Origin of the sequence: Halopelagius fulvigenes (genome assembly GCF_042662625.1) — an archaeon.
Classification (GTDB): domain Archaea; phylum Halobacteriota; class Halobacteria; order Halobacteriales; family Haloferacaceae; genus Halopelagius; species Halopelagius fulvigenes.
Genome location: NZ_JBHSXH010000009.1, coordinates 143,574 through 169,645, shown reverse-complemented (window position 1 = coordinate 169,645; position 26,072 = coordinate 143,574). Strand labels below are relative to the sequence as shown.

Sequence of the window (26,072 nt, the reverse complement as noted above, 5' to 3'; positions counted from 1 at the left end):
TTAGATACCAGAAGATAACTACTTTTGTGAATACGCCCCACCCCCGACGACGGATGCACCCCGGAAACGAACGAAGTGAGACCGACAGAAGCGGGAACGAGGGGAGAGAGGGATGGAGCAGACGGGCGTACCTCGGCGTCGCGGCCGCCGCGGGCGCGTCTGCGCTCGCCGGATGTAGCGGGCAGGGGGCGACGGTGAGCGCCGCGCGGCGGCCGCCGAAGGTCCCCGAGAGGCGACTCGACGAGGGCGGGTGGGAACGGACGGACGACGCGACGGAGGACCCGGCGTTCGAGCAGTCCGTCGGGCCGGTGACGCTCACCGCCGCCACGCGGACGCTCCTCTACGAGGACGCGGCGCTTCGGACGAAGATAGCCGACAAGACGCTGGGGCGCGCGGACGCGCAACTCGCGACGTTCTTCGCCACGCGGGCGACGTTCGACCCCGACATCACGAGTCTCCCGGCGGGCGCGGGCCGCCAGCGACTCCTCGACAGGGTCGAAGCGCAGTCCCGGCGGACGTTCCGGTCGCGCCTGAAGCAGGCGGGCCTCGCGGACGTGACGCAGACCGGCGAGGAGACGATGCAGGTGGCGTCGGGCGCGGAGGCGCGCCTGACTAACTTCGAGGCGGCGTACGCGTTCGACGGCTTCTCGGTCGGCTTGGGCGACGAGGAGATAACCATCGAGGGCGGGGAGATAACCGTCGCGGGGCACCTCGCGGCGTGGATAGGGAACGACTCCGTCCTCGTGACGGGCGGAGCCTACCCCGACGAGAACTTCGCGCGGGAGGTGACGAAGACGCCCTCGGAGGCGATATCGCTCACCGTGGATGTGGACCTCGGACTGAAGCCGAAGACGTACCGCGACGAACTGTTCGACCTGATGAAGCGGGTTCGGTAGTCGCCGCGTCGAGAGGAGCTACTCGCCTTTTGCGTCGGGTTCTCCTAGCGGCGGCGATGCCAATCACAGACGGAATCCGTACGACGGAGTCGGTCCGCGAACGGTCGAGCGTCGCCGACGAGACGGTCGTCGTGACCGGCGCGTCCAGCGGTATCGGGCGCGCCATCGCGGAGACGTTCGTCGCCGACGGCGCGGACGTGGTCATCTGCTCTCGAACGCGGGCGGACGTCGAGGCCGTCGCCGAGGAACTGAACGCGGCCGACCGCCCCGGGTCGGTCTTCCCCGTCGAGTGCGACGTGACCGACCGAGGCTCGGTGGCGGCGTTCGCCGACGCGACCGTCGAGGAGTTCGGCGGCGTGGACGTCCTCGTGAACAACGCGGGCGGGGCGGGCTCCGGCGACCCCCTCCACGAGGTCGGTCCCGACGACTGGGACGGCGTCGTCGAGGTGAACCTCACCGGGACGTACAACGTCACCCGCGCGTTCGCCGACGCACTCCGGGAGGGCGGCGGCGCGGTCGTCAACACGTCGAGCATGGCCGGTCGCTACGGCGTCGCGGGGATGGGCCCCTACAGCGCCGCGAAGGCGGGCGTGAGCGCGCTCACGCGAACGCTCGCCGTCGAGTGGGCCGGCGACGACGTTCGCGTGAACGCCGTCGAACCCGGCTTCATCGCGACGCCGGCGGTGCGGGAGTGGCTCGGAATCGAGGAGATGCCGGAGCGAGACCCGGTGGACAGGACGGTCGGCACGCCCGACGAGGTGGCCGACACCGTCCGCTTCCTCGCCAGCGACGCCGCCTCGTTCGTCACCGGACAGACCCTCTCGCCGACCGGCCCGCCGAACACCTTCGAACCGCCGGCGGACTAATCACGCCGGGCCGCCTAGTCGTCTTCGAACAGTGTTCGGGGGAGGGACGACTCCCTCTCCTGCGGGAAGTTCACACGACACGGGCCGCAGAGCGTCCGCCCCGCGACTATAACAGCAACTTTATCAGGCGCTCGGGGCGAAACTTCCCCAAGATTACTTCAGGAGGTCAATGGTGACGCAAAATCCACAACAACCGGAGGTGAACATCGGACTCGTCGGTCACGTAGACCACGGCAAGACGACGCTCGTGCAGGCGTTGTCGGGTTCGTGGACCGACCAGCACTCGGAGGAGATGAAGCGCGGCATCTCCATCCGACTCGGGTACGCGGACGCGACGTTCCGCCGAATTCCCGGGACAGACGAACCGGAGTGCTACACGGTCGAGGAGACCGACGAGGAAGGCAACGAGACGGAAATACTGCGAACGGTGTCGTTCGTGGACGCGCCGGGTCACGAGACCCTGATGGCGACGATGCTGTCGGGCGCGGCCATCATGGACGGCGCGGTGCTCGTGGTGTCGGCCACGGAGGACGTGCCGCAGGCGCAGACGGAAGAGCACCTGATGGCGCTCGACATCATCGGCATCGACAACATCGTCATCGCGCAGAACAAGGTCGACCTCGTCGACCGCGAACGGGCAGTCGAGAACTACGAGCAGATACAGGAGTTCGTGAAGGGAACGGTCGCCGAGGACGCCCCCATCGTCCCGACCAGCGCCCAGCAAGGCGTCAACGTTGACCTCCTCATCCAGACCATCGAAGAGGAGATTCCCACGCCCGACCGCGACGAGGGCGAGGGCGCGCAGATGTTTACGGCGCGGTCGTTCGACATCAACCGCCCGGGCACGACGTGGGAGGACCTCTCCGGCGGCGTCATCGGCGGATCCGTCGTCACCGGCAAACTGACCGAGGGCGACGAACTCGAACTCCGCCCGGGGCGCGAAGTCGAAGAGGGCGGCCAGACCGAGTGGCGGCCCATCACGACCGACATCCGTTCGCTGCAGGCGGGCGGCCAGATGGTGGACGAAGTCCGCCCCGGCGGCCTCTGCGGCGTCGGGACGGGTCTCGACCCGAGTCTCACGAAGGGCGACGCCCTCGCGGGGCAGGTCGCCGGCGAACCCGGGTCCCTGCCGCCGACGCGCGAGGAGTTCACGATGGACGTCGAACTCCTCGACCGCGTGGTCGGCGAGGACGAGGACACGGTCGAGGAGATTTCGACCGGCGAACCCCTCATGCTCACCGTCGGCACGGCCACCACGGTCGGTGCCGTCACGAGTGCGCGAAGCGGCGAGGCGGAAGTATCGCTGAAGCGACCCGTCTGCGCCCAGTCGGGCGCGAAGATAGCCATCAACCGCCGGGTCGGCGCGCGGTGGCGACTCATCGGCATCGGGACGCTGAAGTGACGAGGAGAGACGCGACACGAACCCAGAGGAAGACGTGACGACGGTAATCATGGACACGAACGCGCTGATGATGCCGGTCGAACTCGACGTGCGACTGTTCGAGGAACTCGACCGGGTACTCGCCGCCGACCTCGACCTCGTCGTCCCCCGTGCAGTCACGGTGGAGTTGGAGAAACTCTCCCGCGGGGGCGGCACAGAGGGCGTGGCGGCCAGCGTGGGCGCCGACCTCGCCGCGGAACGGTGTCGCGTCGTCGAAACCGACGCATCGTACGCCGACGACGCGGTCGTCGAACTCGCCTTCGGCGAGTGCGACTACGTCGTCACGAACGACAAGCCCCTTCGGGACCGACTGCTCGAACGCGGCGTTCGAGTAATCGGTATAAGGGGTCGGGACAAACTCGAAATAACGGAACCATAGCCATACGATGTACAAACGGGTACGACTCAAGGACACGGTCGAGGTCCCGCCGGAGCATCTCGCTGACGTGACCCCCAATCGGGTCAAGCGACTCCTGCAGGATAAACTCGAAGGACGGATGGACGAAGATGTGGGCAGCGTCGTGAGCGTCGTGAACGTCCACGACATCGGCGAAGGGACGGTCCTCCCGGGCCGCGCCGGCGTCTACTACGAAGCGGAGTTCGACGCCATCACGTACGACCCAAGCATGCAGGAGGTCGTAGACGGCGAAGTCGTCGAAGTCGTGGAGTTCGGCGCGTTCGTCGGAATCGGTCCGGTGGACGGACTGCTACACGTCTCGCAGATATCGGACGAGTACCTCGCCTACGACGGCGAGAACCAGCAGTTGGCCTCCACGGAGTCGGGGCGGACGCTCGGCGTCGGCGACTCGGTTCGGGTCCGAATCGTCACGAAGAGCATCGACGAGCGGAACCCCCGCGACTCGAAGATCGGCCTCACGGCCAAACAGCCGGGACTCGGCAAGCACGGCTGGCTCGAAGAGGACCGCCAGAAGAGCGAGGCCGCCACCGGCGCGGAGGGGAGCTAGATGGCGAAGCCGCGTCTCGCCTGCCGCGAGTGCCACTACATCAACGACCCGGACGCGAACGTCTGCGAGAGTTGCGGCGCGACCACCCTCACGGAGGACTGGGCGGGGTACGTCGTCATCACCCACCCCGAGGAGAGCGAGATAGCCGAGGAGATGAACGTGAACGAACCCGGCGGCTACGCGCTGAAGGTCCGCTGACGCCAGCGTAAGACATGCTCAGACTGCCTCGCGACCTCCGCGGCGCGTTCAAGGAGCCGTTCGGACCGGTCTATCGGCGCGCCGACCGTCTGCTCGACGACGCCGGCGACCCGATAATCGCCGTCGGAGACGTCGTCACCTACCACCTCCGCGAGGCCGGACGCGTGCCGGACGTGGCCGTCGTGGACGGGCAGACGAAGCGCGAGGCGATAGACGAGGAGATTCGCCGCGCCATCGCCGCCCCGGACGACGGCATCGACGCCGCGAACGAGGCCGGGACCATCGGCGAGGAACTTCTCACGGCGCTCGCCACCGCACTCGCAGAGTACGACGACCCGGTCACCATCGTCGTCGAGGGCGAGGAGGACTTGGCGACGCTTCCGGCCGTCGTCGCCGCGCCCCTCGGCGCGAGCGTCGTCTACGGGCAACCCGACGAGGGGATGGTCCTCGTCTCCGTCACCGAGGAGGCGAAACTGGAGATGCGGACGCTGTTGCGCCGGATGGAGGGCGACGCCGACGCCGCCCTCGACGTACTGGGCGTCGAACCGTAACGGAGGCGGCGCGGCGGAATCGCCGCCCGGCGGGCGAAATCGAGTCGCCGAGGCGTCCGTTCGTCCCTTCGAAATCCTTTTACTTGCATCGGGAGCATTTTAACCCAACTGAACCATGGAAATCGAAGTCATCTCCGAAGACGAGAACCCGATGCTACACCGGAGCGACGTTCGCTTCGAGATAGTGCACGAGGAAGCCTCGCCGTCCCGGCTGTCGGTCCGCGACAGTCTCGCGGCGAAGCTGAACAAGGACTCCGACGAAGTCGTCGTCCACGAACTCGACACGAAGTTCGGCATGCGCAAGACCGTCGGCTACGCGAAGGTCTACGACTCGCCCGACTTCGCGCGCGACGTCGAACAGGACTACATGCTCGACCGGAACAAGATCGCCGCCGACACCGAAGAGGTCGAGGCGGAGGCCGAAGAGGCCTAACTCTCGGTCGAACGGACTCTAACCGGTCTTCGAATTCTCGATGCGAGTTCTCGGAATAGAGGGTACCGCGTGGGCCGCCAGCGCCGCCTTGTTCGATAGCGAGGCCGACGAGGTGTTCATCGAATCGGACCCCTACCAACCCGATAGCGGCGGCATCCACCCGCGCGAGGCCGCAGAGCACATGGGCGATGCGATTCCGGCAGTCGTCGAGACGGTCCTCGACCGGGCGGCGGAGACGGCCGAGGGCGAGGGAGCCGACATCGACGCCGTCGCCTTCTCGCGCGGACCAGGCCTCGGCCCGTGTCTCCGCATCGTCGGCACCGCCGCGCGCGCCCTCGCGCAGACGTTGGACGTGCCCCTCGTCGGCGTCAACCACATGGTGGCGCACCTCGAAATCGGCCGCCACCAGTCGGGGTTCGACTCGCCGGTCTGTCTGAACGCCTCGGGCGCGAACGCGCACCTGTTGGGCTACCACAACGGCCGGTACCGCGTCCTCGGCGAGACGATGGACACCGGCGTCGGCAACGCCATCGACAAGTTCACCCGCCACGTCGGGTGGTCCCACCCCGGCGGCCCGAAGGTCGAACGCGCTGCGAGGGACGGCGAGTTCCACGAACTGCCGTACGTCGTCAAGGGGATGGACTTCTCCTTCTCCGGCATCATGAGCGCCGCCAAGCAGGCGGCGGACGACGGCGTGCCCGTCGAGGACATCTGCGCGGGCCTGCAGGAGACCATCTTCGGGATGCTCGCGGAGGTGGCCGAACGCGCCCTCTCTCTGACGGGGACGGACGAACTCGTCCTCGGCGGCGGCGTCGGGCAGAACGAACGCCTCCGCGAGATGCTCGAAGCGATGTGCGAGCAACGCGGCGCGGAGTTTTACGCGCCGGAACCGCGGTTCCTCCGCGACAACGCCGGGATGATAGCCGTCCTCGGCGCGAAGATGTACGAGGCGGGCGACACCCTCCCGATCCCGGAGTCCTCGGTGGATCCGAACTTCCGACCCGACCAGGTGCCGGTGACGTGGCGCGGCGACGAGGAGTCCGTCGCGCGCGACCCGACGATCGGCGGGGAGGTTCGCGGCGCGGAGGCGACGGTCACCATCGACTCGGACCGCGTCGTCAAGCGCCGCGTCTCGAAGGCGTACCGCCACCCCGAGTTGGACGACAGACTCCGGCGGAAGCGAACCGTCGCCGAGGCGCGCCTCACCAGCGAAGCGCGGCGCGTCGGCGTCCCGACGCCCGTCGTCCGCGACGTGGACCCCGCGGAGGGCGTCATCGTCTTCGACCGGGTGGGCGAGTCGGACCTCGCGGGGAACCTCACGGCCGACCGGTGTCGGACCGTCGGCGAACACCTCGCTCGTATCCACCGGGCGGGGTTCGTCCACGGCGACCCGACGACGCGGAACGCCCGCGTCGGCGAGCGGACGTACCTCATCGACTTCGGCCTCGGATACCACACCGGTCACGTCGAGGACCACGCGATGGACCTCCACGTCTTCGGCCAGAGCGTCGAGGGGACGGCGGCGGAACCGGAACCCCTGCTCCGGGCGTTCGAGGAGGGGTACGGGAGCGAGGGCGACGACGAAGTGCTCGCCCGCCTTCGCGAGATAGAGGGTCGCGGGCGGTATCAGTAGCCTCCGACCCGTTCGACTCGTTCAGTACTCGTCTGCGTCGGCCGAACGCACGAGCGACGCTAGCTCTTCGAGGTGCGTCGGGGTCACCGTCCTCCCCTCGGCGTCGTACGTGATGGCTCCCGCGTCCGCCAGCCTCGGGAGGTGGTTGTGGTGGAGGGTCGCGACGGTTTCCTCGGTGCGTCCCATCGGCGTCTCCCCCGACTTCTCGGTGCGTTCCGGTACCGTGCCGTCGGACTCCTCGGTGCGTTCTCGCGCCGTTACCTCGGCGGCGAGTTCGGACAGCGAGATTCGAGACTCCCGGTCGGCCAAGAACGAAACGACGTGGCGGCGGCGGCGACTGCTCAGGAGTGCGAAGACGGTGTCGGAAAACTGTACGCTAGCGGGGCGTGATCGAGTTGTATCATCCATCTACTATTGTCACCAACGTTGCCGCATCTGCCGATATCCGCTCGACTACAGCCCGATATGTCCGTCACGCAGTTAGCGCGTTTGACACTCCTGGAGGTACAACTGGACTGTTGTTCCTCGGGGAACACCCTTCAAGTCATACCCGTCGGTGAACTGAACTCCGACATGGACGACGCTGAGGCCGCGGTAGACGCACTGGAGCAACTCGGACTGACCGAGTACGAAGCGCGGTGTTTCGTCGCGCTCACGCGACTCCCGCACGCGACGGCCAAAGAGGTGGGACAGGTGGCCGATATCCCCCGGTCGCGTGTGTACGGCACGATGGACCGCCTCCGGCAACGGGGGTTGGTGGAGGTGCAGGAGGGGGAACCGCGGACGTTCCAGAGCGTGTCGATAGACACCGCCGTCCGAGTGCTTCGGAAGGAGTACGAATCGAACTTCGAGACGGTGGAGCGGACGCTCCGCCGGATGGAGCCGATATACAAGGAGGCCCAACAGGCCGTCTGGGCGCTCAGCACGCACGAACAGGTCACGGAGCGCGTCATCGACCTGGTGGACAACGCGGAGCGCGAAATCGTCCTGATCGTGTTGGGCGAGTCGCTTCTCGGCGACGAACTCCTCGCGTACCTCGAAGAGGCCGCGGAACGAGGGGTCAGCATCAACATCGGTACGGTCGTCGAACCCATCTACGAGCGTATCGAGGACGCCGGGTTCAACGCCGACGTGTTCACCACCGACCTGATAGAGTGGTTCCACGCCATGAGCGGTTCCCCGCACATCGGGCGACTGCTGATGGTCGACCGAGGGCCGGTGTTGGTGAGCGCGCTTCACGACGAGCGACTCCCGGGGGTGCCCAACGAGACGGCGGCGTGGAGCGACGGTATCAACCACGGGATAGCGACGTTCACGGAACGGGTGCTGACCTACGAGTTGCAGGAGAGCGTCGGAGAGGCGTACCGGCCGGACGACGACGAGTAATCGCCCCGCGCGGCCCGTCGTAAACCGGTGGGCGCTTTCTCGAATTCCGACTCGGCCTCGGGTGCACCGTCCGAGAGCACACCAAAACGATTTATCAGCCGCCCGCCTAATCGTGTAGTATGGCAGACAAACCCCAGAGCGGTGAAATCCTCGGAATTCCGTACAACTTCGAACGACCGTCCATGGGCCGGATGCTCTCGTCGTACTGGCAACCCGGCAAGGGGATGCTCGTGAAGAAGCCGTTCGGAATCGGGTACACCCTGAACCTCGCCAACTGGCGGTCGTGGGTCGCGCTGGTCGTCGTGGGCGCACTCCTCTGGCAGGAGCGTTCCTCGGGCGGGGACACCGTGGCCACGATGGACGACGACGGCCCCGTCGAAGTCATCGTGGACGACGACTGAACGGCGGACACCGACGCCTCTTTCTCTCGACCCGCCCGACGTTCGAGCGGATGCTCCGATACGTCACGACGAATCCGGGGAAGGTCCGCGAGGCGCTAGAGTACCTCGACGAAGTCGAGCAGTTGGACTACGACTACACCGAGGTGCAGGGTTCGGACCTCGGCCCCATCGCGGCGCACGGCGCGCGCGAGGCCTACCGGCACGCGGGCGAACCCGTCCTCGTGGACGACGCCGGCCTGTTCATCGACGGCTTCGAGGGCTTTCCCGGCCCGTACTCCTCGTACGTCGAGGAGACGCTGGGCGTCGAGGCGGTGTACCGACTCGCCGAACGGGAACTGGACGAACCGCGCCGCGCGGCGTTCAAGTGCACGCTCGCGTACTGCGACGGCGAGGAGTTCGAGGCGAGTCCCGATCCGATAGACCGGGACGACCGAACCGTCGCGGCGGCCCACGGCGCGGAACGGGACGAAGAGGAGACGGAACCGCTCCCCGTGCGGATATTCGAGGGGACCGTTCGCGGGCGCATCGTCCCGCCGCGCGGCGACGGCGGATTCGGCTACGACCCCATCTTCGAACACGACGGGACGACGTTCGCCGAGATGGACGCCGAGGAGAAGAACGCCGTCTCGCACCGCGGGCGGGCGTTGGCGAAGTTCGGAGAGTGGTACTCGGAACGAACGAAGTGAGTGACGAGTACCTCGTGAGACTCGCTACGCTCGCCTCACGGTAGGTACGCCGAACGCTAGTGAGGCGTGTCTCGCCGGGCGCGAAGCGTCCGGCGGCGGTCCCGTGAGGGAGCGGAGCGACCGAACGGGAGTCTGAGAAGCGAACCACGTCGAACGAACACGGAGTCCGACCCGCCCCGCCTCACCCACCTGGCAGGAACACTCTCGATTTATTACCGTTCGCTCGCACGTCGTACTCGTATGCCCCGCTACGCAGCGACCACCGACGCCGCCATCAACGGGGTCGTCGGCCTCGTCCTCCTCTCGGTCGGAAGCGCCGTCGCGCCCCTCATCTTCACCTCGTTCGACCCGTGGATGTCCGCCCTCCCGGCGTTTCTCGTCTGGTGCGTCTTCGCGTACTACGCGATGAACCAGTTTGCCCACGGAATCTACACGGTCGTCGAGGAGGCGACGGAGGCGACGAATCGCCATTCAACAAAGTGATAACGCCCCTCGTCAGAGACGACTCCAATGGGAACGAACCGATGGGAACGACCGACTAGACGGCGCTTTTTGGCGTCGATAGGCGTCGCCGCCGCCGGCGTCTCGGCCGGGTGTTCGGCCGGGGGCGGCGTCGGCGACGCGTCGTCGGACGAGCAGTCGTCCGGCGGAACGCTCGCAGTCCGCGTGACGAACCGAACCGAGACGGCCCAGACCGTCTCGGTGACCGTCAGAGACTGGGACGAGAACGTGGTCGACCGAGTCGAGGAGGCGTCGGTGCCGCCGAGCGTCGAGAGCGAAGTGTTCCGCGCCGACTACGACGGAACGTGGTACAGCGTCGAAGTGCGGGGCGACGAGTGGGAGACGAACGAGTGGTGGAAGCCAAAACTCTGCCGGTCGTACGCGTTCGCCATGACGCTCGAAACGGTGGCCGGCGTCCCGTCCGTCCGCACGAACGACGCCTGTTCGATTTCGGCGAACGAGTGAGACTCGTCCGTCTGCGCGGCCGGGCGCGGGCGACTCACTCCCGCGGGTCGCGGTCCGGGCCGGGGTAGTCGCCCCCGACGACTTCTTCGTGGAGGCTCTCCGCGTCGAACAGCGTCGCGAACGCGCGGGGGTGGTGGACGCTCACCGGGAACTGACCGCCGAGCGTCGCGCCCGCCTTCGAGGAGAGCAACCGGTCGTCGAACGAGAGGACGTGCATCGCGCCGCCGCGGTACGCCGACCCGAGGGCGGGGTGGTCGTCCGCCGGGTGCGAGACGGGTTCGCGCCCCTGTTCGACCCGTTCGCGCCAGTCGGCCGCGAGCGATTCGTCGCCGAGCGATTCGACGACCGCTTGGGCGTCGTCCAGAAGGGGGTCGCTGGCGACGAGCGTCGTCCACGAGTGGCGGCGGAGGGCGTCCAACGCCTCGCGCGAATCGTCGTCGCCGAACAGGTCGGCCGCGAGGACGTCCGCGTCGGCGACGACGCGGGCGGGACTCCGTTCGACGTCCTCCGGGTCGGGGACGTCGGCGGTTCGGCCCGCGTCCGCACTCTCGTCGTCGTCGCCCTCCCGGCGCGCGTCGAGTGCCTCGCGCGCGTCGTCGGCCGTCCGTTCGAACGACGCCGCACGGTCGAACAAGGCGGTCCACGATTCCATAGACCGGCGTTCGGTCCGCGGACGGAAGGGCGGTTCGGTCGGTCGGAATCGCTTACGCCGACCCGAACCGGTCGAGGAGTCGGTCCGCTGCCGCGCCGACGAGGAACGCCGCGCCGACGTTCGTCAGGAGGCCGACGACGCCGACGGCGGCGACGAGGAGCAGACGGTCGCTCCGGGCGGCGGCGCGGCCGAGGTGCCACGCGACGAGGACGAGGAGGACGCCGAGGACGGCGGTGGGGAAGGCGGTCACGACGCCCGCGACGCAGGCGGCCGCGAGGTAGAGAGCGCCGAGGACGACGTTCGCGCCGCCGGTCCGCGCGCCGAAGGCGTGCTTCCCAGCGAGTCCGCCGCTTCCGTGGCACATCGGCAGGCCGCCGAACGGAACCGCCGCGAGGCACATCGCGCCCATGCTCCCGGCGAGTCGGTCCGGCGGCACGTCGGCGTCGAACAGGTCCGAACAGAGCAGAGAGGTGGCAACGGCGGCGTTTCCGGCGGTCATCGCCAGTTGGCCCGCCGTCGCCTCCGCCGCGCCGAGCGTCGGCGTCGGAGCGGTCGGAAACGCGGCGAGGGACGGGAGCGTCGGGGAGACGCCACCCGCGGCGACGGCGGCGAGAACCGCACCGCCCCCGAGGACGAGGAGCGATGAGAGGCGGGCGCGCCCGGCGATTGCGGCGAGGACGACGACGCCGACGGACGCGGCGGCCAGCGTCGGGTCGCCGACGGCGAGTTCGACGCCGGTGCGCGCGAGGAGGAGAGCCACGGCGAGTTGGACGCCGCGAACCGCCGCCTCGCCGACGAGCGACTCGATTCGGCCGAGGACGCGGAGGCGGGCGGCGACGACGAGGGCGACGCCCGCCAGCAGTCCGGCGGCGACGAGTTCGCCCGCGGTTATCGTCCCCGCGATGGCGAGTCCGACGAGCGCTTTCATCGGTTCCACCGAGAGCGGAAGTCCGTACGCGAGGCCCCAGACGAGTTGGAAGACGCCGAACCAAAGCAGTACGCTAGCGACGGAGAAGGGCGTGAGCGCTCCGAGGGCGACGACGAGGGGGAGCACCGTCACCGAGTCGCCGAGCGCACCCGCCACTTCCCCGGCGTCGAGGCGGAGCGAACGCCCGGCGCGAACGTCGGCGAGGGCCATCGGCGAGTCGGTGGTCGAGAACGAACTTGAACGTTTTCGGTAACTACGACCGGGAAAAGAGGGGAAAGTAGTAACCACCGGCGGTTACGTACCGAGGAGTACCTTTATTTCGAGCGCACCCATCGTTGTTCCCATGTCGATACAACGGCGGCGGTTCCTCCAGGCGGCGGGCGTCGGAACGGTCCTCGGCCTCAGCGGATGCGCGGGCGAGGAGGGCGGTTCGACGGCGACACAGGGGGACGCCGGAACGCGGGAGCAAGTCGAGAGTGAGGGGTCCGGCGGCGGGTCCGACGACATGCAGTTGACGCTGGCGACGACGACCAGCACGTACGACACGGGGCTTCTCGGCGAGTTGAACGCGGCGTTCGAGGAGCGATTCGGCGCGACCGTCAAGACGATACCGCAGGGGACGGGCGCGGCCATCGAGACGGCGCGCAACGGCGACGCGGACGTCATCCTCGTCCACGCCCGGGGCGCGGAGGACACGTTCCTGCGGGACGGGTTCGGCGTCAACCGCCGGGACGTGATGTTCAACGACTTCGTCATCGTCGGCCCGAGGGACGACCCCGCGGGAATCAACGGCACGTCCTCGGCGACGGAGGCGTTCGCCACCATCGCGGAGACGCAATCGACGTTCGTCTCCCGCGGCGACGACTCCGGGACGAACAAGAAGGAACTGACCATCTGGGCGGAGTCCGGCGTCGAACCGTCGGGCACGTGGTACCGCGAGATAGGAAAGGGGATGGGAGACACGCTGGTGCAGGCGAGTCAGTCCGGCGCGTACACCCTCGCAGACCGGGGGACGTACCTCTCGATGAAAAAGGAGGTGAACCTCGCTATCCACGTGCAGGGACCCCTGAAGGACGGGCCGACCATCCTCAAGAACCCCTACGGCGTCATCCCGGTGAACCCCGCGACGTACGGCGACGTGAACTACCAACTCGCGATGGCGTACGTCGGCTTCCTCACGGGGCCACAGGGACAGAACCTGATAGACGGCTACACCGCCAACGGGTCGCAGTTGTTCTTCCCGAACGCCCTCTCGAAGGAGCCGAACTTCGCGCAGTACGTGCCCGAAGGATGGGACGGGTCGAACCCCTCGAAGGAGGATATCGCGTTCAAATCGTGGGTGGACCGGCGCGTCCCCGAGGACTTTTAGTCCGACCGGGAGGGAGAGATACCCGTGTTCCTCGGCGGCGCGTTGGGCGAGTTGAACGTGCAGTACCTCGTCAGCATCACGCTCGTCTCCCTGTACGTCAGCACCGCGGCCGTCCTCGTCAGCACCGCCGTCAGCCTCCCCGCGGCCGTCGCCGTCGCGTTCGGCGACTTCCGCGGGAAGTCGCTTCTCACCTCGCTCATCTCGACGGGGATGGGCTTTCCGAGCGTCGTCGTCGGGTTGGTGGTCCTGTTGGCCCTCTCGAACTCCGGCCCCCTCGGCGACTTCGGACTGCTGTTCACCCCGCAGGCGATGATCATCTCTCAGACCATCCTCGCGACGCCCGTCGTCCTCAGCGTGTCGCTCTCCGCCGTCGAAGGCGTCTCCGCGGACCTGCGCGACGCAGCCTTCGCCGCCGGCGGGACGAAGGCGGACGTTGGACTGGCGGTCCTCAGCGAGGCCAGATACGGCATCGTCACCGCCGTCCTCGCGGGGTACGGGCGCGCCATCAGCGAGGTGGGGTCGGTGCTCATCGTCGGCGGCAACATCGTCTTCTCCGACCAGACGTCGTTCACGCGGACGCTGACGACGGCCATCACCGTCGAAGCCCGGAAGGGTAACATCGAGACGGGCATCGCACTCGGCGCGATACTGCTCGCTCTCGTCCTCGGCGTGAACGCACTCGGCGCGCGGTTCCGCGACCGGACGTCCGGCGGGGCGGCGTCGCAGGGGCGACAGTCGCGCGGGCCCGCCGGAAGCGGCGGAGGTGAGCGATGACCGACGCCGCGCGGACGGCCCGGAAATCCGACCGCACGCGCCGAAACGGCGAGCACGCCGCCGAACGCGGCGGAACGCGCCTCGCGGCCGAGGGCGTGACCCACGGGTTCGGCGAGGGACCGGTGTTCGAGTCGGTGGACCTGACGGTCGAACCCGGCGAAGTGCTGGCGGTCGTCGGCCCGTCGGGGACGGGGAAGACGACGCTGCTCCGACTGTTGGCGTGCTTTCACCCGCCGGACGAGGGCGTCGTCAGCGCCGACGGAACCGACGTGTGGTCGCTCTCGGAGGCCGACCGGTTGGCCGTCCGCCGCCGCGTCGGCATGGTGTTTCAGGTGCGGAGCCTCTTTTCGACGACCGCCGCCGAGAACGCCGCTTACGGCCTGCGCGTGCGCGAATCGTGGACCGACCGCCTCCGGACGGCGGCGCGGCGCGCCCTCGGATTCGAAACGACGCCGACGGCCGCGAGAGAAGCGCTCTCGACCGTCGGGATGGCCGACAAAGCCGGGAGGCGCGCCGCGTCGCTCTCCGGCGGCGAGGCCCAACGCGTCGCCATCGCGCGCGCCCTCGCGCCCGACCCGGACGTGCTACTCTTGGACGAACCCACGTCGAACCTCGACCCGCGGAACACCGCGCTCGTCGAGGAAGCCGTCGAGGCGGCCAGAGAGCGCGGTATCGGCGTCGCCATCGCGACGCACGACATGCAGCAAGCCCGGCGCGTGTCCGACCGCACCGCGGTACTCCTCGACGGGTCGATAGTCGAGTGCGGGCCGACCGACCGCGTCTTCGAGTCGCCCGACGACGAGCGAACCCGGAAGTTCGTCGCGGGCGAACTCGTCTACTGAGCGTCTGACTCGCGTACCGATTTTTACCGCCGGGGCGCGTCCGACCGCGTATGGTGGACGACTGGTTCGAGGCGTACCTCGACGCGGACGGCGTCAGCTTCGACGACGACGACGCCGCCCTCCTGCGCGCCGTCGCCGAGACGGGGTCCGTCAGCGGTGCCGCCTCCTCGCTCGGCCGTTCGCGCCCCCGGTGTCTCGCGCGACTCCGCGAACTCGAAGGCGCGTTGGGGTCGCTGGTCGAACGCCGCCGCGGCGGGTCCGACGGCGGCGGCAGCGAACTCACCGCGACCGGACGCGAACTGTTGGCGCGGTTCGACCGACTCCACGCCGCCCTCTCCGGCACCGCGGGCGTCCCCGAGACGGTGACGCCCGGTACCGTCGCCGGCGTCGAGGGCGAACTGTGCGACGTGGAGACGGCGGCGGGACCGGTCCGAACGCTGGGCGAGAAAGCGGCGCGCGAACCGGGGCGACGGGTCCAAGTGAGCGTCAGAGCCGACGCCGTCACCCTCCACGCGCCGGGCGACTCGCCCGCGCCCGACTCGACCAGCGCGCGGAACCGCCTCGACGGGTCGGTGACGGCCCTCGAACGCGGCGACGCCGTCGTCCGCGTCGCGGTGGACGTCGGGTTCGAGGAACCGTTGCGGGCGCTCGTCACCGCCGACAGCGCCGACCGACTCGGACTCGAACCCGGCGCGGGCGTCGTCGCGTCGTGGAAGGCGACGGCGACGCGGGCGACGGCGGTGGCGGCGTCGGCGGGAGACGAGGGTGGAGACGAGAGCGGCGGAGAGAGCGGAGAAGAGGGCGGAGAGAGCGACGCGGACGCCGCCGAACTCGACTGCGCGTGACCCGGACGCTCAGTCGTCCGCGTCTCGCCCGGCGGCGACGGCGAGTTCTTCGAGGTGCGACCGAACGTCCTCGGACACCGGTCGGAGCGGCCTTCTGACGGTTCCGGCGGGCGCGCCGCGCGCCCGCATCGCGGCCTTCAACCCGGGGACGCCGAACCGGTCGGTGACGGCGCGGTTCAGATCGACGAGCGACGCGTTCAGTCGACGGGCCACCTTCTCGTCGCCGTCGCGGTGTCTCTCGTACACCTCGACGGCCGCCTCGGGGGCGACGTTGGCGAGGCCAAGGACGCCCCCGTCCGCGCCCGCGCCGAGGGCCTGTGCGAAGACGCCGCCGGCCCCGACCAACAGGTCGAAGTCGTCGTCGCGCGTCGCGCGGCGTTCGCGGATGAACCGGTCGATGTCGCCGCTCGAGTCTTTCATGCCCGCGATGTTCGGGTATGAGGCGAGGCGTCCGACGAGTTCGGGCGAGAGCGCTACGCCCGTGTGCGTCGGAACGCTGTAGAGGTAGACGGGGATGTCCGCCTCGTCCGCCACGTCGCGGTAGTACGCTTCGAGTTCGTCCTCGTCGTGGGGGTAGTAGAACGGCGTGACGACGAGGGCAGCGTCCGCGCCCGCCGCCGCGGCGTCTGCGGTGGCCCGCACCGTCTCCTCGTAGCCGGGGTGGCCCGTGCCCGCGAGAACCGGCACGTCAGACTCCGAGACGACGATCTCTATCACGCGGGCGCGTTCCTCGGCGGACATGAACTCCGCCTCGCTACTCGACCCGCAGGGGGCGATGAAATCGACGCCGCGGGCCTCCACCCAGCGGACGAGTTCGCGGAGTGCGCGTTCGTCGAGCGTTCCGTCCTCCTCGAAGGGCGTCGCCAACGGGGGTCCGGTTCCGTGCACGGTCGCAATGGGGCCGGCGCGCGGATGTAGTTTGTCGCAGAAGACGCGGGGCACTCGTCCGTCTGACACGGATTTAAGGCGGGTCGTTGCCGATACTTTTTCGGGCGCGCACGACGGCCTCAGTTCCCATCCTCCCGACGCGCGCCCGGCACACCCACCGCCGCGGCACCTCCCGATGCCGCGGCGGGCGGCGCACTCTCCCCCCCACGGCGCCGTCATCGCTCCCGTTCCCCCGTTACTCCCGTCGAGAAGTCCTCACCCGCCCAGCAACGCCGTTCGAACGCCATCTAGGGCGTCCCGTTCCGTCACGAGTGCGAGTTGGTCGCCCGCCTCGATTTTCGTGCCCGGGAGCGGAATCGTCATCGCCTCCCGCGCGCGTCCGTGAGCGTAGACGATGCCGTCCTCTCCGAGGTCGACGTCCGCGACTTTCTCTCCGACGACGGGGGAGTCCTCGGGTATCGTCACCGTCGAGAGGCGGAGTTGCTCCGTCAGGTCGCCGATGGCGTTGAAGTTGCCGCCGAGGAGGGCCGTCTTCGCGCCCGCCGCGCCGAGTCGTTCGGGGTAGACGACGTCGTCCACGTCGTCGGCGTACTGCTCGTATATCTCCTGCCGGTAGTCCTCGCTGATTCGCATCACGGTCCGACACCCGAACTCCGCGCCGACCATGCACGCCGCGAAGTTGACGTTGGGGTCGCCGGTGAGTCCGCCGACGGCGGTGGCGTCCTCGATGCCCGCGCGTCGGAGGACGGATTCGTTGCTCCCGTCGCCCTCGACGACTTCGAAGCCGGCCTCCCGGGCGCGTTCGATCTTCGTCTCGTTGTTCTCTATGACGACTACGTCGTGTCCCTCCTCGTTCAACACTCGGGCGGTGCGGGCGCCGACTCGACCGTACCCGACGATAACGAACCTCATGGGAGTACCTGACGACCGCGGAGGGTAAAAGCTTGAACGGCGTCGCGGGGTCAGCCCGCGCGGGCCTCCTCGATTCGCTGGTGGGCGCTGTCCACCACCGCAGCGAGCGTCTCCGTGCCGAACAGGCCGACGAGAACCGCGCCCACCGTGTCGAAGAGGAGGTCCACGATGGTGTCGTCCAACCCGTACTGGACGAGAACCGCCTCCATCCCGACGGCGTCGGCGGCGAGGCGGGCGAAGAACTCCAGCACCTCCCAGAAGACGCCGAACGCGAGGGTGAACGTGACGATGAACACGAACATGAACCGCCGGGGAAGGTGGACGGCGTCGCTGTACCGGTCCACCGAGCGCGCGGTGGCGTATCCGACGCCCGCGACGATGGTCGCAGAGAGCGTGTGCGTCACGTGGTCGTACCACCCCACGCCGTCGTAGAGGCCCAACATCCCCACCGCGTGGAGGAAGACCGCGAGCGTTATCCACAGCGTCAGGCCGGGCGAGAGGCGGATGCCCCAGTCTCGGCTCAGGACGGAGGGGAGGAGCGTCACCGCGAGGCCGAACACGCCGTTGACGGCGACGCTGACGTTGCGTGCGAGGACGCCGGCGACGAAGATGCCGACGATGGCGACCTGCATCGCGCGAACGGCGTGGCGGGCGGGGAGGGACCGTCGCCGAGCGTTCATGACTCACCGTACGAGCGAAGTGGGATAAACGGCTATGGTGTCAGCGTGCTAACTAGTGACACGACAGGGTTTTTCCCTCGTTTCCCCTACGTGACGGCGATGATGGCAACAACGCACGCCCTCGCAGGGGTCGTGCTCGCCGTCGTCTTCGCCGCGTTCTTCCCGGAAACCGCGGCGGGGACGGTTCCGATACCGGTCGTAGCCGCGGCGCTGGGCGGCGTGTTCCCCGACTTCGACCTGTACGTCGCGCACCGAAAGACGCTGCACTTTCCGGTGTACTTCAGCATGCTCGCGGCGCCGGCACTCGCCGTCGCCCTCCTCGTTCCGACGACGCTGACGCTGTCGGTGGCGCTGTTCTTCGCCGCGGCGGCGCTTCACTCGGCGATGGACGCCCTCGGCGGCGGACTCGAACTCAAGCCGTGGCTCGGCACGTCCGACCGCGCCGTCTACAGCCACTACCACGGCCGGTGGATTCCGCCGCGGCGGTGGATCCGCTACGACGGCGCGCCGGAGGACTTGGCCGCCGCCGTCCTGTTCGCCGCGCCGACGCTGTACGCGTTCGACGGCTACGTCCAGACGGGCGTCCTCGTCGCCCTCGGCATCTCCGCGGCGTACGTCGTCCTCCGGAAGCCGATGGTGACGGCAGCCGAACGCATCGTCGCTGCGCTTCCGGCGGGCGTGTTGGCGTACGTGCCGAACCGGTTCGTCGAGGACTTCCGCTGAGCGCCGACGGATTTTTCGAGAAACAGAGATTACCGGACGCCGCGCAGTTCGCGGACGGCGGCCGTCAGCACGCCGTCGACGTAGATTCGAGTCCGCTCCTCGCCCGCGAGTCGTTCGAGGCGGCCGCTCTCGACGCCCGCGCCGATGCGGGCGACTATCGCCCGGCGGACGCGGACGACGACGGTGACGCCCGCGTCCGCCAACCTGTTCCCCGAGTGGTCGAGTGGCGGCGGGAGGTCGCCGACGCGGCGCGCGATTCGGAGCGCCGACGCGAGCGACGGGGCGTCCACGTACACGTCGCCGAACGGCCCCGTGGACACCGCGGCCGTCTCGCCCTCGACGGTGAGCGTCAGGTCCGCTTCGACGCGGAGGACGTCCGATGCGTCGGACATCCCGATTAGTCGTTCGGCTCGGAGGTGCGGATTTTGATCGTCCCGTCGAGTTCCCAGTGGGCGTACTCAGCGTCGTCGCCGGTCTCGCTCGGAACGTCCACGGACATGTCCTCGAACTCGTACGTTATCTGCGCGCCGCGACCGGTGAGCCGGTCGTACAACCCGACGGCGAGTTCCGGCCACGTCGTCGTCTCCTCGATGCGGTCCGACGGCTGAGCGTCATCTGTACTCATGCGTACGCCGTATCGGAGACGACGCGGATAAGAAATTGGGCGGACATCCCAGAATATGGCGTTTCAGCCCCCGACACCGCTAATTTCACCAATTCGCCAATGTACGCGTTCGATACCAGAGTACGTTGACGGTGGCCAAAACAGGCATCGAACACATCCGGTTCGGAGGCGACGAGCGAGGACGGCGGCGCGGATTTCCGGGACGGTGCGAGGGCGTCTCGGTTCGTCCGCGCGACTCGACGCCGAGAGGCGGCGCGAGAACGCTTGCGAAAGTCTGCCGTCTTCTCTTTCCTCCAAGGAGCATCTTACCGTTACCCTCGGGGACGTTCCCTCGGGGAAGTGATACCGATGACTGACAACTACCTGTCGAACGACCAGTCGCGCCGCACGTTCATGCAAAAGGGAGCCGCCGCCTCGGGTGCCGTGGCGCTCGGCCTCGTCTCGTCGGGGTCCGTCGCCGCCCAAGAGGGTACCGGGACGCAGCAGGGGGGAACCGGCACCCAGGACGACGACGGCTTCACCGACGAGGGGTACAAGGCGCTCATCTTCGAGGACGACTTCCAACCGGCCGCCCGGTTCACGTTCGTCTCGGGCGTCATGGAGTGGGTGCCGAACTGGGCCGACATCCGCGACAGCGCGTGGTCCGAGTACAACACCTACCAGATACGGTGGCTCCACAACGGACAGGTCGATACGCTGTTCGTCTCCCAAGACGCGTCCGAGCAACTGCAGGAGTACGACCCGAACCTCGGCTTCATCCCGGACGAGGACGACGTCAACCAACCCTCCGTCTGGGAGATGAGTCGCGAGTGGGCTCCCTTCGGCGACAACGAGCAGCTCCAAGTGGTCAACTTCAGCGAAGTCAACGAGGAGGAGGAGAACGAAATCCTCCAAGAGGACGCCTGGTGGGACGACCAGAATCAGAGCGAGGGTCAAACGCAGACGCAGACCCAGACGCAGACCCAGACCCAGAATTAGAGCCGAGCGCCCGGTTGCTCGATCACCCCCGCTCTTTTCGCCGGTTACGCTCCTCGGTCGTCCGTCTCCGCGCTCTCGTAAGCGCCTTCCTTGCGGAGTTTCCCCGTCTCCTTCAGAACGCTCGGCGTCCGACAGACGCCGGGCGCGCCCGTCACCTGCGGGACGGTGCAGTTGTTGCAGTTCTCGCACGTCGCTTCCGCGTCGCCCTCCCGACTTCGGCCCGCCGCGTCGGTCTCGTCTCCCTCGGGTCGGAGGAACCGCGCGGCGATGCGAGGTTCCGCGTAGAACGGGCGGCCCATCCCCACCATGTCGCACCGCCCCGTAGCGAGGAGGCGGTCCATCTGCGTCCGCCGCCGGATGCCGCCCTCCGCCAGAACCGGGACGGAGACTGCCTCCTTCACGCGGGCGCAGAACGAGTCGTTCCACGCGGGGTCGAACGACTGGCTCCGGGCGTGGAGTCTGTGCGCGAGGGCGACGAGTCGCGGTCGGATCCGCCCGCCGAACGCCTCCCGGTAGCCCTCGCGGAACTGCGCGTCCGACCACGCGCGTTCGGGGTACTCGCCGCGAATCAGGCTCATGTCCCAGAAGACGGAGACTTCGACGGGCACGAGGGCGTCGAAGCCGACGGCCTCCAGTCGCCGGGCGATTCGGACGCCGTCCGCGACGGAGAGGCGGGACCGGACGAACGGCGGCGACGCCGTCTCGGCGGGCACCTTGGTCACGACGGGAACGTCGTCGCCAACTCGCTCTCGAATCTCCTCGTGGACGACTTCGAGAAAGCGGACTCGCTCCCCGAGGCTCCCGCCGAACTCGTCGTCGCGGGCGTTGTAGAACGGCGAGAGGAACTGCTGGACGATGCCCATGTTCGCGCCCGCGATGTGGACGCCGTCGTACCCCGCCGCCACCGCGTGTTCGGCGCACCGGCCGAAGTCCGCCGCCAGTTCGTACACCTCCTCGGTCGAGAGGACGCGCGCGTCGTAGGAGAGAACCCCCGCCGCGTCCAGCAGTTTCAGCGGCGTCGGAGGCGGCGAGACGGCGAGTTGCTCGGGCGCGGAACGCTCCTCCCGGTAGGCGGCGTGCCACGTTTCGAGGCTCCGAATCCCGCCGTGGTCGAGTTGGGCGAGTATCCGCGCGCCGTGGTCGTGAATCGCGTCCGTGAGGGGTCGCAGGCCGCGGACGAACTCCCGGTCGGCGAAACTCGTCATGTTCGGCGCGACGTGGCCGGTGTCCTCGCGGACGGGACTCGCGCCCTGACAGACGAGGCCGACGCCCGACGCCGCCGCGGGTTCGAGTTCCTCGCGGAGGACGTCCACCGCGTCCGGCCCCTCCCCGGCGCACTCCAAAAGCGGGGCGCGGTAGAGGCGGTTCGGAACGTCGAGCCCGGCGATGCTGATAGGGTCTTCGAGGGCGGGTGCCACACGGCACACTACTCGCAGAGCGGATTAAGCGTCCCGCCCGGACGCGCGGGCCGGACGCGGCGGTGACGGCGGCGTCACCGGGCGACGGCGACGCCCGCAAACCGTTAGTCCGCCGCGGAGAGACACTCGGCTATGACCTGCCCCTACCTCGCGTACCGCAGTTCGGCGGACGGCGAGGAATTCGACGCCGAACGGGCGTACTGCACCGCCGCCGGGCGGTTCGTCCAACCGATGCGCGCCGACATCTGCAACGACCGCTACGGGCTGAACCACGCCGAGCACTGCGAGATATTCCGCGCGCACGAGGCGGAGGACGAGTCGTGACGTACGAGTCGTACCTCGCGGGCGAACCCGTCGTCGTCACCGCGGCGTTGACGGGCGGCGTCCACGGGAAGGAGGCGAACTCGAACCTCCCGGAGACGCCCGAGGAGATAGGGAAGGCCGCCGCGGCGGCGGAGGCGGCGGGCGCGGCGGTGGTCCACCTCCACGCCCGGACGCCCAACGGGGAGCGGTCGTTCGCCACCGAGCGCTTTCAGGAGATAGACGACGCGGTGCGGCGGTACGCCGACGACGTGATTATCCAGCACTCGACGGGCGGAACGGGCGCGCCGGACGAGGACAGACACCTCCCCCTCCGGACGGACCCGCCGCCGGAGATGGCGTCGCTCGACATGGGGCCGCTGAACCGCTACGACCACCTGACCAGCGAGAACACGCGGGCGCTCGTCGATTCGCTCCACGAGGAGATGCGGGAGAGAGGAATCAAACCCGAACTGGAGGTGTTCAACGACGGCCACCTCAACGAGGTGTACGGCCTCTTAGAACGGCGAGAGCTCGCGGACCCGGTGTACGCGACGCTCATCTTCGGCGGCGGAACGCTCACGCGTCCGCGCCCGCGGAACTTCCTGAACGCAATCGACAACCTCCCGGACGGCGCGCAGTTCAACACGCTCGGGTTCGGCCCGCACCAGCTGCCGTTCGCGGCGATGGGCGTCGTGTTCGGCGGGCACGTCCGCGTCGGACTGGAGGACAACGTCTACTACCGCCGCGGCGAACTCGCGGAGAGCAACGCGCAACTCGTCGAGCGAACCGTCCGCGTCGCCGAGGAACTCGGCCGGGAGGTGGCGACGCCGTCGCAGGCGCGCGACGTCCTCGGACTGTGAGCGGGAACCTGCCCCAGATTCTATTCCGCGCCTCCGCGTACCTAGACGGTATGCCATCCGACATCCCCGGAATCCACCACGTCACGGCCATCGCCAGCGACCCCGGGCGGAACCTCCGGTTCTACACGGAGACGCTCGGACTGCGGTTGGTCAAGCAGAGCGTGAACCAGGACGACGTGTCCGTCTACCACCTGTTCTACGGCGACGACGAGGGGTCGCCCGGCACGAGCATGACGTTCTTCCCCTACCAGAACGCCCGGGAGGGGCAAGTCGGAACGGGACAGGCGAGTGCGACGCAGTTTCTGATTCCCGCGGCGTCCGTCGAGTACTGGACGGACCGCTTCGAGGCGGAGGGCGTCGAGGCGGACGAACCGCGGGAACGGTTCGGCGACACGGTGATTCCGTTCTCGGACCCCGACGGCCTCCCGCTCGAACTCGTGGCGCGCGACGACGCCCCCGAGGGGAACCCGCCGGACGGACCGGTGCCCGCGGAACACGCGATTCGCGGCTTCTTCGGCGTGACGCTCTCTCTGGACACCGCCGGAGGGATGCCGGGCCTCCTCGGGACGATGGGGTTCGAGGAGACGGAGAGCGACCACGACCGAACCCGCTACGAGGCCGACGGGGAACTGGGCTACGTCGTCGATATCCTCGAAGACCCGCAGGGCCGGCGCGGACGCCCCGGCGCGGGCACCGTCCACCACGTGGCGTTTCAGGTGACCGAGGCGGAACAGGCCGAGTGGCGCGAGGTACTGCAGGACCGCGGCCTCCGGCCGACGGAGATAATCGACCGGAAGTGGTTCGAGTCCGTCTACGCCCGCACCGACGGCGGCGTCCTCTTCGAGTTTGCCACGAAGGAACCCGGCTACACGGTGGACGAGGACCCGGAGGAACTCGGCGAACGACTCGTCCTCCCCGAGTGGTTGGAGGACCGCCGGGAGGAGATCGAAGCGGGCCTGCCCGACTTGACGCCCTCGGACGCGACGGAGTAGGCGGAACGGTTCGACCGCGGAGACGGTCACCCGCCGAACGGTGTCGTCAGTCGGCTGACGATTAACTGCCTCTACTCGTAGCGTTTCGAGCGTACGACTCGGTGACGGACGGCGAGACGCGGAGTTGGAAGCCGACTCAGACGTCCGCGTCCTCGCGTCGGAGTGCGGCGTACGTAACGACGGCGTCGGCGACCGCAGTCACGATTGCGGAGGCGGCCCGCCCGACCAAGACGGCACCGGGGACGACGACCGGAAGGAGGTACCAGAGGTGGTTACCGGTCGCGGCGTACAGGCCGACCGTCCCGAGGAGCAACGGCCAACAGAGGACGTCGACGTCGTCGAGACGGCGGGTCAGGACGGATTCGACGACCGACACCGTCGCGGCGACGGGTAACAGCGTCCACGCGACGCCGAGGTAGGACGGCGCCTCCCGGAGGTAGGGGTAGTGCATGAACTCGAACGTCGTGGAGTCGTACGCGACGAACCGCGCGCCGGTCGCCCGGTCGGCGACCTGTTGGAGGAACATCTGCCCGAGGAGTTCCTCCGGGGCGAGTGCCGCGACGGCGGCGAACCACGGGACCACGACGAGGGTGCCCGCGCCGACGACGCGCCCGACGCCGGCCCACCCGAGGTCGTCGCGGTGCCGGACGACGAACGGGAGGGCGAACAGCGCGAACGGCGCCGCGGCGATGCCCTTCGAGAGGGTCGCGAGGCCGAACAGTCCGCCGGCGAGCAACTGCCACCGCGCGGCGGACGTCTCGACCGCGACGACCAGCGCGTATATCGACGCGATTCCGAAGAAGACGAGCAACGCGTCGGTCCCGATATCCGTCGCGCCGTGCGTCATCAGGTACGCCGGGGAGAGCAACAGCACGGCCGCGGTGAAGCCGCCGGCGGGCGGGCCTCTGAGTCGAATCGCCAACAGAACCGCGACGCCGACCGTGCCCGCCGCCGCGAGGAGTGACGGGAGTCGCGCCGACGCCGGCGAGACACCGAACGCGGACATCGCCCCGGCCTGAAGCCAGTACGCCAGCGGCGGTTTGTGGAGGAACGGCGTGGGGACGGTGAGCGGGTGCGATTCGAGCGTGAACTGCGGAAGCAACCAGTGACCGTCGAGGACGTTCTGAGCGACGTTGTAGTATATCTGCTCGTCCCACCGACGGACCGCCTTCCTGTGGAGGCCGGTACCGAACTGGAAGTACGCGAGTACCGTCGCGAGGCCTGCGACGAACCACCGATACCGGGGAGCCATACCGAGTGACATCGGGAGCGGGCATTAAGTTCGACGGCCGTGCGCATCGGTCGAAGGAATCGAGGGGGCGGCGACCGGACGAGACGCCCCGAGGAGACGCGGTGCGACGTGAGTAAACGGAGCCGGACGCGGTGCGACGTGAGCGGACGAACGCGGCGTAAAGAGGCTCTATGACCCCAGATACGGGCGTTTTCCCTCCCGCAGAGTTACACCCGTCGGTGGGGGAATCGGTACCACGCGTTGACTTGCCAAGACGAGTCGGAGTCACGGCTCGATGGAGTTGGTCGAACGGCCGACGCCCGAACCCGACGCCGACGAGGCGCTTATCGAAGTCGAGTACGCGGGACTGTGCGGGAGCGACGCCAGAATCTACGAGTTCGAGTCGGCCTTCGAGCGGATGAATCTCCCGAACGTCATCGGCCACGAGTACTCGGGGCGCGTCGTCGAGGTAGGCGAGGCCTCCGGCGACGTGGACTGCGAGACGTTCCTCGACGACCGCTTCTCGCTTCTGGACGCCGACGAGGCGTTCGAGACGTTCGTCGCCGGCGGGACGTGCAAGCCGGTGTTCGACGTGTCCGAACTGCGAGAGTGAGGTAATCCCGCGCCAGT

Annotated in this window: 33 protein-coding genes and 1 pseudogene; 24 read left to right on the top strand and 10 right to left on the bottom strand. The window is 68.5% G+C overall.

Translation table 11 applies throughout. The features are described from left to right. The first annotated feature begins 53 nt into the window (after positions 1 to 53). From ACFQEV_RS03160 to ACFQEV_RS03120, 9 genes are all read left to right on the top strand, one after another. Positions 54 to 896, top strand: a complete 843-nt coding sequence (locus ACFQEV_RS03160) for a DUF6517 family protein (protein WP_379692564.1) — start codon at positions 54 to 56, stop codon at positions 894 to 896. 56 nt (positions 897 to 952) lie between these two features. Further along, positions 953 to 1,762 carry an SDR family NAD(P)-dependent oxidoreductase gene (locus ACFQEV_RS03155; RefSeq protein WP_379692563.1) on the top strand — a complete coding sequence of 270 codons (810 nt, stop codon included), beginning with the start codon at positions 953 to 955 and terminating at the stop codon, positions 1,760 to 1,762. Positions 1,763 to 1,934: 172 nt separating this feature from the next. Next, positions 1,935 to 3,164: a translation initiation factor IF-2 subunit gamma gene (locus ACFQEV_RS03150; RefSeq protein WP_379692561.1), complete on the top strand. Its 1,230-nt coding sequence runs from the start codon at positions 1,935 to 1,937 to the stop codon at positions 3,162 to 3,164. Positions 3,165 to 3,213: 49 nt separating this feature from the next. Beyond that, positions 3,214 to 3,582 carry a PIN domain-containing protein gene (locus ACFQEV_RS03145; RefSeq protein ID WP_379692559.1) on the top strand — a complete coding sequence of 123 codons (369 nt, stop codon included), beginning with the start codon at positions 3,214 to 3,216 and terminating at the stop codon, positions 3,580 to 3,582. A gap of 7 nt (positions 3,583 to 3,589) precedes the next feature. Then, positions 3,590 to 4,168, top strand: coding sequence for a DNA-directed RNA polymerase (locus tag ACFQEV_RS03140; protein WP_379692558.1), 579 nt, complete (start codon positions 3,590 to 3,592; stop codon positions 4,166 to 4,168). After that, positions 4,169 to 4,366 carry a transcription elongation factor subunit Spt4 gene (gene spt4, locus ACFQEV_RS03135; RefSeq protein ID WP_379692557.1) on the top strand — a complete coding sequence of 66 codons (198 nt, stop codon included), beginning with the start codon at positions 4,169 to 4,171 and terminating at the stop codon, positions 4,364 to 4,366. 14 nt (positions 4,367 to 4,380) lie between these two features. After that, positions 4,381 to 4,917, top strand: a complete 537-nt coding sequence (locus ACFQEV_RS03130; protein WP_379692556.1) for a GTP-dependent dephospho-CoA kinase family protein — start codon at positions 4,381 to 4,383, stop codon at positions 4,915 to 4,917. A 115-nt stretch (positions 4,918 to 5,032) separates the two neighbouring features. Next, positions 5,033 to 5,350: a 30S ribosomal protein S24e gene (locus ACFQEV_RS03125; RefSeq protein ID WP_092531616.1), complete on the top strand. Its 318-nt coding sequence runs from the start codon at positions 5,033 to 5,035 to the stop codon at positions 5,348 to 5,350. A gap of 40 nt (positions 5,351 to 5,390) precedes the next feature. Further along, positions 5,391 to 6,983 carry a bifunctional N(6)-L-threonylcarbamoyladenine synthase/serine/threonine protein kinase gene (locus tag ACFQEV_RS03120; protein WP_379692554.1) on the top strand — a complete coding sequence of 531 codons (1,593 nt, stop codon included), beginning with the start codon at positions 5,391 to 5,393 and terminating at the stop codon, positions 6,981 to 6,983. Positions 6,984 to 7,004: 21 nt separating this feature from the next. On the opposite strand, the gene ACFQEV_RS03115 is transcribed toward ACFQEV_RS03120, so the two are convergent. Beyond that, positions 7,005 to 7,391, bottom strand: coding sequence for a DUF7344 domain-containing protein (locus tag ACFQEV_RS03115; RefSeq protein WP_379692553.1), 387 nt, complete (start codon positions 7,389 to 7,391; stop codon positions 7,005 to 7,007). Between the two features lie 165 nt (positions 7,392 to 7,556). Between ACFQEV_RS03115 and ACFQEV_RS03110 the strand changes: the two genes are divergently transcribed. From ACFQEV_RS03110 to ACFQEV_RS03090, 5 genes are all read left to right on the top strand, one after another. Beyond that, positions 7,557 to 8,369, top strand: coding sequence for a TrmB family transcriptional regulator (locus ACFQEV_RS03110; protein WP_379692552.1), 813 nt, complete (start codon positions 7,557 to 7,559; stop codon positions 8,367 to 8,369). Positions 8,370 to 8,488: 119 nt separating this feature from the next. After that, the gene (locus ACFQEV_RS03105) at positions 8,489 to 8,770 is read left to right on the top strand and encodes a DUF5808 domain-containing protein (RefSeq protein ID WP_379692551.1); all 282 of its coding nucleotides are present in this window, start codon (positions 8,489 to 8,491) and stop codon (positions 8,768 to 8,770) included. Positions 8,771 to 8,820: 50 nt separating this feature from the next. Then, positions 8,821 to 9,456 carry a non-canonical purine NTP pyrophosphatase gene (locus tag ACFQEV_RS03100; protein WP_379692549.1) on the top strand — a complete coding sequence of 212 codons (636 nt, stop codon included), beginning with the start codon at positions 8,821 to 8,823 and terminating at the stop codon, positions 9,454 to 9,456. A 240-nt stretch (positions 9,457 to 9,696) separates the two neighbouring features. Next, entirely contained in the window at positions 9,697 to 9,939 is a 243-nt protein-coding gene (locus ACFQEV_RS03095) for a hypothetical protein (RefSeq protein WP_379692548.1), read from the top strand. Between the two features lie 27 nt (positions 9,940 to 9,966). Beyond that, complete coding sequence (locus tag ACFQEV_RS03090; RefSeq protein WP_379692547.1) at positions 9,967 to 10,422, top strand: hypothetical protein; 456 nt, start codon at positions 9,967 to 9,969, stop codon at positions 10,420 to 10,422. Positions 10,423 to 10,456: 34 nt separating this feature from the next. Here ACFQEV_RS03090 and ACFQEV_RS03085 read toward each other — a convergent pair whose 3' ends face one another. Together ACFQEV_RS03085 and ACFQEV_RS03080 are read right to left on the bottom strand one after the other, a co-directional pair. Next, positions 10,457 to 11,074: a DUF7384 family protein gene (locus tag ACFQEV_RS03085; protein WP_379692546.1), complete on the bottom strand. Its 618-nt coding sequence runs from the start codon at positions 11,072 to 11,074 to the stop codon at positions 10,457 to 10,459. Between the two features lie 52 nt (positions 11,075 to 11,126). Then, on the bottom strand, positions 11,127 to 12,212 hold the full coding sequence (locus tag ACFQEV_RS03080; protein ID WP_379692544.1) for a putative sulfate/molybdate transporter: 1,086 nt from the start codon (positions 12,210 to 12,212) through the stop codon (positions 11,127 to 11,129). A gap of 133 nt (positions 12,213 to 12,345) precedes the next feature. On the opposite strand from ACFQEV_RS03080, the gene ACFQEV_RS03075 reads away from it, so the two are divergent. From ACFQEV_RS03075 to ACFQEV_RS03060, 4 genes are read left to right on the top strand one after another with little or no spacing between them, the layout of a single operon-like run. Further along, complete coding sequence (locus ACFQEV_RS03075) at positions 12,346 to 13,371, top strand: ABC transporter substrate-binding protein (protein WP_379692543.1); 1,026 nt, start codon at positions 12,346 to 12,348, stop codon at positions 13,369 to 13,371. 24 nt (positions 13,372 to 13,395) lie between these two features. After that, complete coding sequence (locus ACFQEV_RS03070; RefSeq protein ID WP_379692542.1) at positions 13,396 to 14,145, top strand: ABC transporter permease; 750 nt, start codon at positions 13,396 to 13,398, stop codon at positions 14,143 to 14,145. Continuing rightward, positions 14,142 to 14,987 carry an amino acid ABC transporter ATP-binding protein gene (locus ACFQEV_RS03065; RefSeq protein WP_379692540.1) on the top strand — a complete coding sequence of 282 codons (846 nt, stop codon included), beginning with the start codon at positions 14,142 to 14,144 and terminating at the stop codon, positions 14,985 to 14,987. Before ACFQEV_RS03070 ends, ACFQEV_RS03065 begins: the two co-directional genes overlap by 4 nt. A gap of 53 nt (positions 14,988 to 15,040) precedes the next feature. Further along, complete coding sequence (locus ACFQEV_RS03060; protein ID WP_379694512.1) at positions 15,041 to 15,832, top strand: TOBE domain-containing protein; 792 nt, start codon at positions 15,041 to 15,043, stop codon at positions 15,830 to 15,832. Positions 15,833 to 15,841: 9 nt separating this feature from the next. Here ACFQEV_RS03060 and ACFQEV_RS03055 read toward each other — a convergent pair whose 3' ends face one another. From ACFQEV_RS03055 to ACFQEV_RS03045, 3 genes are all read right to left on the bottom strand, one after another. Then, positions 15,842 to 16,720, bottom strand: coding sequence for a dihydrodipicolinate synthase family protein (locus ACFQEV_RS03055; RefSeq protein WP_379692539.1), 879 nt, complete (start codon positions 16,718 to 16,720; stop codon positions 15,842 to 15,844). A 255-nt stretch (positions 16,721 to 16,975) separates the two neighbouring features. After that, positions 16,976 to 17,632 carry a potassium channel family protein gene (locus tag ACFQEV_RS03050; RefSeq protein WP_379692537.1) on the bottom strand — a complete coding sequence of 219 codons (657 nt, stop codon included), beginning with the start codon at positions 17,630 to 17,632 and terminating at the stop codon, positions 16,976 to 16,978. A 50-nt stretch (positions 17,633 to 17,682) separates the two neighbouring features. Beyond that, on the bottom strand, positions 17,683 to 18,312 hold the full coding sequence (locus ACFQEV_RS03045; RefSeq protein WP_379692535.1) for a DUF2238 domain-containing protein: 630 nt from the start codon (positions 18,310 to 18,312) through the stop codon (positions 17,683 to 17,685). A 99-nt stretch (positions 18,313 to 18,411) separates the two neighbouring features. Between ACFQEV_RS03045 and ACFQEV_RS03040 the strand changes: the two genes are divergently transcribed. After that, positions 18,412 to 19,035 (top strand): metal-dependent hydrolase, encoded by a 624-nt coding sequence (locus ACFQEV_RS03040; RefSeq protein ID WP_379692534.1) that lies wholly within the window; start codon positions 18,412 to 18,414, stop codon positions 19,033 to 19,035. A gap of 29 nt (positions 19,036 to 19,064) precedes the next feature. Here ACFQEV_RS03040 and ACFQEV_RS03035 read toward each other — a convergent pair whose 3' ends face one another. Next, positions 19,065 to 19,427 carry a hypothetical protein gene (locus ACFQEV_RS03035; RefSeq protein WP_379692532.1) on the bottom strand — a complete coding sequence of 121 codons (363 nt, stop codon included), beginning with the start codon at positions 19,425 to 19,427 and terminating at the stop codon, positions 19,065 to 19,067. A 5-nt stretch (positions 19,428 to 19,432) separates the two neighbouring features. Then, entirely contained in the window at positions 19,433 to 19,660 is a 228-nt protein-coding gene (locus ACFQEV_RS03030) for a hypothetical protein (RefSeq protein WP_379692531.1), read from the bottom strand. Positions 19,661 to 20,008: 348 nt separating this feature from the next. Between ACFQEV_RS03030 and ACFQEV_RS03025 the strand changes: the two genes are divergently transcribed. Continuing rightward, complete coding sequence (locus ACFQEV_RS03025; protein ID WP_379692529.1) at positions 20,009 to 20,638, top strand: twin-arginine translocation signal domain-containing protein; 630 nt, start codon at positions 20,009 to 20,011, stop codon at positions 20,636 to 20,638. Between the two features lie 44 nt (positions 20,639 to 20,682). Here ACFQEV_RS03025 and ACFQEV_RS03020 read toward each other — a convergent pair whose 3' ends face one another. Continuing rightward, positions 20,683 to 22,056 (bottom strand): oxidoreductase, encoded by a 1,374-nt coding sequence (locus tag ACFQEV_RS03020; RefSeq protein WP_379692527.1) that lies wholly within the window; start codon positions 22,054 to 22,056, stop codon positions 20,683 to 20,685. A gap of 132 nt (positions 22,057 to 22,188) precedes the next feature. Between ACFQEV_RS03020 and ACFQEV_RS03015 the strand changes: the two genes are divergently transcribed. From ACFQEV_RS03015 to ACFQEV_RS03005, 3 genes are read left to right on the top strand one after another with little or no spacing between them, the layout of a single operon-like run. Further along, positions 22,189 to 22,380 (top strand): hypothetical protein, encoded by a 192-nt coding sequence (locus tag ACFQEV_RS03015; protein WP_379692526.1) that lies wholly within the window; start codon positions 22,189 to 22,191, stop codon positions 22,378 to 22,380. Continuing rightward, a complete protein-coding gene (locus ACFQEV_RS03010; protein ID WP_379692525.1) occupies positions 22,377 to 23,219 on the top strand; it encodes a beta-keto acid cleavage family enzyme in 843 nt (280 codons plus the stop codon). Before ACFQEV_RS03015 ends, ACFQEV_RS03010 begins: the two co-directional genes overlap by 4 nt. A 50-nt stretch (positions 23,220 to 23,269) precedes the next feature. Beyond that, a complete protein-coding gene (locus ACFQEV_RS03005) occupies positions 23,270 to 24,211 on the top strand; it encodes a VOC family protein (protein WP_379692524.1) in 942 nt (313 codons plus the stop codon). A 136-nt stretch (positions 24,212 to 24,347) separates the two neighbouring features. Here ACFQEV_RS03005 and ACFQEV_RS03000 read toward each other — a convergent pair whose 3' ends face one another. Next, positions 24,348 to 25,463 (bottom strand): ArnT family glycosyltransferase, encoded by a 1,116-nt coding sequence (locus ACFQEV_RS03000; RefSeq protein ID WP_379692523.1) that lies wholly within the window; start codon positions 25,461 to 25,463, stop codon positions 24,348 to 24,350. A 274-nt stretch (positions 25,464 to 25,737) separates the two neighbouring features. Here ACFQEV_RS03000 and ACFQEV_RS02995 point away from each other — a divergent pair. Continuing rightward, positions 25,738 to 25,920 (top strand): annotated as a pseudogene (locus ACFQEV_RS02995) (alcohol dehydrogenase catalytic domain-containing protein); the annotation flags it as partial. Positions 25,921 to 26,072: the final 152 nt, after the last annotated feature.

Coding starts and splice junctions, on each gene's coding strand:
- ACFQEV_RS03065 (WP_379692540.1), top strand. CDS start 14,142: ATGACCGACGCCGCGCGGACGGCCCGGAAATCCGACCGCACGCGCCGA.
- ACFQEV_RS03145 (WP_379692559.1), top strand. CDS start 3,214: ATGGACACGAACGCGCTGATGATGCCGGTCGAACTCGACGTGCGACTG.
- ACFQEV_RS03045 (WP_379692535.1), bottom strand. CDS start 18,312: ATGAACGCTCGGCGACGGTCCCTCCCCGCCCGCCACGCCGTTCGCGCG.
- ACFQEV_RS03110 (WP_379692552.1), top strand. CDS start 7,557: ATGGACGACGCTGAGGCCGCGGTAGACGCACTGGAGCAACTCGGACTG.
- ACFQEV_RS03120 (WP_379692554.1), top strand. CDS start 5,391: ATGCGAGTTCTCGGAATAGAGGGTACCGCGTGGGCCGCCAGCGCCGCC.
- spt4 (WP_379692557.1), top strand. CDS start 4,169: ATGGCGAAGCCGCGTCTCGCCTGCCGCGAGTGCCACTACATCAACGAC.
- ACFQEV_RS03025 (WP_379692529.1), top strand. CDS start 20,009: ATGACTGACAACTACCTGTCGAACGACCAGTCGCGCCGCACGTTCATG.
- ACFQEV_RS03080 (WP_379692544.1), bottom strand. CDS start 12,212: ATGGCCCTCGCCGACGTTCGCGCCGGGCGTTCGCTCCGCCTCGACGCC.
- ACFQEV_RS03125 (WP_092531616.1), top strand. CDS start 5,033: ATGGAAATCGAAGTCATCTCCGAAGACGAGAACCCGATGCTACACCGG.
- ACFQEV_RS03100 (WP_379692549.1), top strand. CDS start 8,821: ATGCTCCGATACGTCACGACGAATCCGGGGAAGGTCCGCGAGGCGCTA.
- ACFQEV_RS03130 (WP_379692556.1), top strand. CDS start 4,381: ATGCTCAGACTGCCTCGCGACCTCCGCGGCGCGTTCAAGGAGCCGTTC.
- ACFQEV_RS03160 (WP_379692564.1), top strand. CDS start 54: ATGCACCCCGGAAACGAACGAAGTGAGACCGACAGAAGCGGGAACGAG.
- ACFQEV_RS03105 (WP_379692551.1), top strand. CDS start 8,489: ATGGCAGACAAACCCCAGAGCGGTGAAATCCTCGGAATTCCGTACAAC.
- ACFQEV_RS03095 (WP_379692548.1), top strand. CDS start 9,697: ATGCCCCGCTACGCAGCGACCACCGACGCCGCCATCAACGGGGTCGTC.
- ACFQEV_RS03155 (WP_379692563.1), top strand. CDS start 953: ATGCCAATCACAGACGGAATCCGTACGACGGAGTCGGTCCGCGAACGG.
- ACFQEV_RS03050 (WP_379692537.1), bottom strand. CDS start 17,632: ATGAGGTTCGTTATCGTCGGGTACGGTCGAGTCGGCGCCCGCACCGCC.
- ACFQEV_RS03005 (WP_379692524.1), top strand. CDS start 23,270: ATGCCATCCGACATCCCCGGAATCCACCACGTCACGGCCATCGCCAGC.
- ACFQEV_RS03040 (WP_379692534.1), top strand. CDS start 18,412: ATGATGGCAACAACGCACGCCCTCGCAGGGGTCGTGCTCGCCGTCGTC.
- ACFQEV_RS03030 (WP_379692531.1), bottom strand. CDS start 19,660: ATGAGTACAGATGACGCTCAGCCGTCGGACCGCATCGAGGAGACGACG.
- ACFQEV_RS03140 (WP_379692558.1), top strand. CDS start 3,590: ATGTACAAACGGGTACGACTCAAGGACACGGTCGAGGTCCCGCCGGAG.
- ACFQEV_RS03115 (WP_379692553.1), bottom strand. CDS start 7,391: ATGGATGATACAACTCGATCACGCCCCGCTAGCGTACAGTTTTCCGAC.
- ACFQEV_RS03085 (WP_379692546.1), bottom strand. CDS start 11,074: ATGGAATCGTGGACCGCCTTGTTCGACCGTGCGGCGTCGTTCGAACGG.
- ACFQEV_RS03075 (WP_379692543.1), top strand. CDS start 12,346: ATGTCGATACAACGGCGGCGGTTCCTCCAGGCGGCGGGCGTCGGAACG.
- ACFQEV_RS03000 (WP_379692523.1), bottom strand. CDS start 25,463: ATGGCTCCCCGGTATCGGTGGTTCGTCGCAGGCCTCGCGACGGTACTC.
- ACFQEV_RS03035 (WP_379692532.1), bottom strand. CDS start 19,427: ATGTCCGACGCATCGGACGTCCTCCGCGTCGAAGCGGACCTGACGCTC.
- ACFQEV_RS03090 (WP_379692547.1), top strand. CDS start 9,967: ATGGGAACGAACCGATGGGAACGACCGACTAGACGGCGCTTTTTGGCG.
- ACFQEV_RS03015 (WP_379692526.1), top strand. CDS start 22,189: ATGACCTGCCCCTACCTCGCGTACCGCAGTTCGGCGGACGGCGAGGAA.